The organism is Flavobacterium rhizophilum, assembly GCF_046000485.1.
Classification (GTDB): Bacteria; Bacteroidota; Bacteroidia; order Flavobacteriales; family Flavobacteriaceae; genus Flavobacterium; species Flavobacterium rhizophilum.
On the sequence record NZ_JBELQB010000027.1, the window covers coordinates 1 to 1,688 of the forward strand.

2 protein-coding genes are annotated in these 1,688 nt (G+C 29.1%); both read left to right on the plus strand.

Features of this window, described 5'->3' with window-relative positions; genetic code table 11:
* Positions 1 to 807: RHS repeat domain-containing protein (locus tag ABS768_RS17515; RefSeq protein ID WP_408076243.1), on the plus strand; the 807-nt coding region annotated here is incomplete at its 5' end.
* Positions 804 to 1,478: a hypothetical protein gene (locus ABS768_RS17520; protein WP_408076244.1), complete on the plus strand. Its 675-nt coding sequence runs from the start codon at positions 804 to 806 to the stop codon at positions 1,476 to 1,478. The genes ABS768_RS17515 and ABS768_RS17520, both read left to right, overlap by 4 nt.
* The last annotated feature ends 210 nt before the right edge of the window (positions 1,479 to 1,688 follow it).

Below are 1,688 nucleotides of genomic sequence, written 5' to 3' on the forward strand. Positions count from 1 at the left end.
GAATATGACGAGGAAACAGGAAATTATTACTATGGAGCACGTTATTATGACCCAAAATGGAGTATGTTTATAGGAGTTGATCCCTTAGCAGATAAATATCCTGACTGGAGTTCTTATGCCTATTGTTTTAATAATCCTATTAAATATATCGATCCTACAGGAATGGAAGCTTTTGAAGGAGATCCACCTAAAGGTACATATATAATTATATATGGAGCTGGTTGGGATAATCCTCAATCTAAAAGCTCTAATCAGGGTGATAGTTTTAAACTAAACGCTGAAGCTCAAAAACAAGAATTAATAAATAATGGAGTGCCCGAAACTTCAATAGTATTAGGAAGAGCTCAGACAAAAGAAGAATTTTTAAATATTGTAAACAAGGAATATGAAAGTGGAGAGATAATCCAAATGGACATTTATTCACACTCTTATGCTAATGGTATAAACTTTGGTGGTTATGAAGGAATGGAGCCTCCTCAAGGTGAAAGTACACCTGCGGACAAAGCCTATAGGTTGTTATTTAAAACTGATATTTCTCAAATTAATAAAGAAAACTTTTCTAAAGATTCTAAAGTTACGATTTGGGGCTGTAATGCAGGTAAAGAAGTTAATGGTCAAGAACCTATAGCTCAGGTGTTTGTGAATCATTTAGATCGTGGAGGAGATAATATTGTTAGGGCACAAGATAATTATTCTGAACATAAACGAGGTAAAAATGGTTTAATTTATGATGGAACTATGATAAAAAGCGTTGATCGTAGTACCCAAAAAGTCAATTTAACAATATTCAAACCAAAAAAACAATGAAAAAATTAATTATTTTACTATTACTTTTCTGGATAAATAAAAATTATTCACAGAATAAGGAAGATTGCAAAACCTCTTTTTATAAGGGCAAACTTATTAGTCAATATAATATATATGAGGTTAAAGATTTAGGCTTTGATACATTATCGATTAAGAAAAATGATATTATTAGAATACTTAAAGCTTATAAAGATGAAAAAGTGATTATGGCTATTAATAATATTGTTAGTAATCATATATTTTTAGAACTTGTTGATAAATATGCTCTTAGCTTTGAACATGATGAATTTAGTCTAGATGCTTATGCTAATAAGTTTATTGGAGAGGACATTTATAGTGAATATGCTAAAAATAAAAATGTGCTTGATTCTGTCACAAAAAGGCTTATAACTGATGAAAATCAAATACTTAATGTTTCATTATACACTAATCTTGAGAAGTTCGGTGACTGTTATTTTTATCAAATGGGTTATAACAATTTTAATTTTAATACTGTAAGTAATTCAGTTATAACATCTGTATTATATGATATTGATAATTCGAGTTTAAATAAAAAAAATTTACTTGGAATAGAAATTACAACAACAGGACAAGTTATAATTATTCCCGTAGTTTCAGAAGGGAAATATGTGTGTGATATTAGATTAATGCTTTGTCCAAGTAATTGGTAATGTATCAGATTAGGTGTTTTGATAAAATTACAATGTAACCAAAGACAGTATTAAATTAAAAATTTTGATTAAAAAAGAGACGGCCAACAGGTCGTCTTTTCTATTTTTAGGGTTTTAAAGAGCTTTAAAATGTTTTTATAATAACTTAATGTATCAAAATGGTAGTTATGGCTACCAGCAACCGCATGCACCAAGAAAGATTACCGAATA

Excerpts from the sequence above, each read along its gene's own strand:
- ABS768_RS17520 (WP_408076244.1), top strand. The coding sequence starts at position 804 with ATGAAAAAATTAATTATTTTACTATTACTTTTCTGGATAAATAAAAAT.